This window comes from Vibrio sp. 10N.222.46.A1, assembly GCF_041473595.1.
GTDB lineage: Bacteria > Pseudomonadota > Gammaproteobacteria > Enterobacterales > Vibrionaceae > Vibrio > Vibrio tasmaniensis_A.
Genome location: NZ_JBFRSN010001878.1, coordinates 1 through 238, shown reverse-complemented (window position 1 = coordinate 238; position 238 = coordinate 1). Strand labels below are relative to the sequence as shown.

1 pseudogene is annotated in these 238 nt (G+C 50.8%); it reads left to right on the top strand.

Features of this window, described 5'->3' with window-relative positions:
* Window positions 1-238: pseudogene (locus tag AB4496_RS29735) on the top strand (HlyD family secretion protein); the annotation flags it as partial.

Sequence of the window (238 nt, the reverse complement as noted above, 5' to 3'; positions counted from 1 at the left end):
TATTCATAAAGGCCAAACCGTAGAAGTCGAACTGGATGCCTTTCCGGGTCAACCACTTGAAGGCGTGGTAGACAGCTTCTCCCCTGCGACTGGCGCTAAGTTTGCGCTCCTACCACCAGAAAACGCGACCGGTAACTTCACTAAAATCGTTCAGCGTGTACCGGTGAAAATTACGATTCCAGATCAGCAAGAGTTGAAAGGTCGACTGCTCCCTGGTTTGTCTGTGGTAGCGACCATC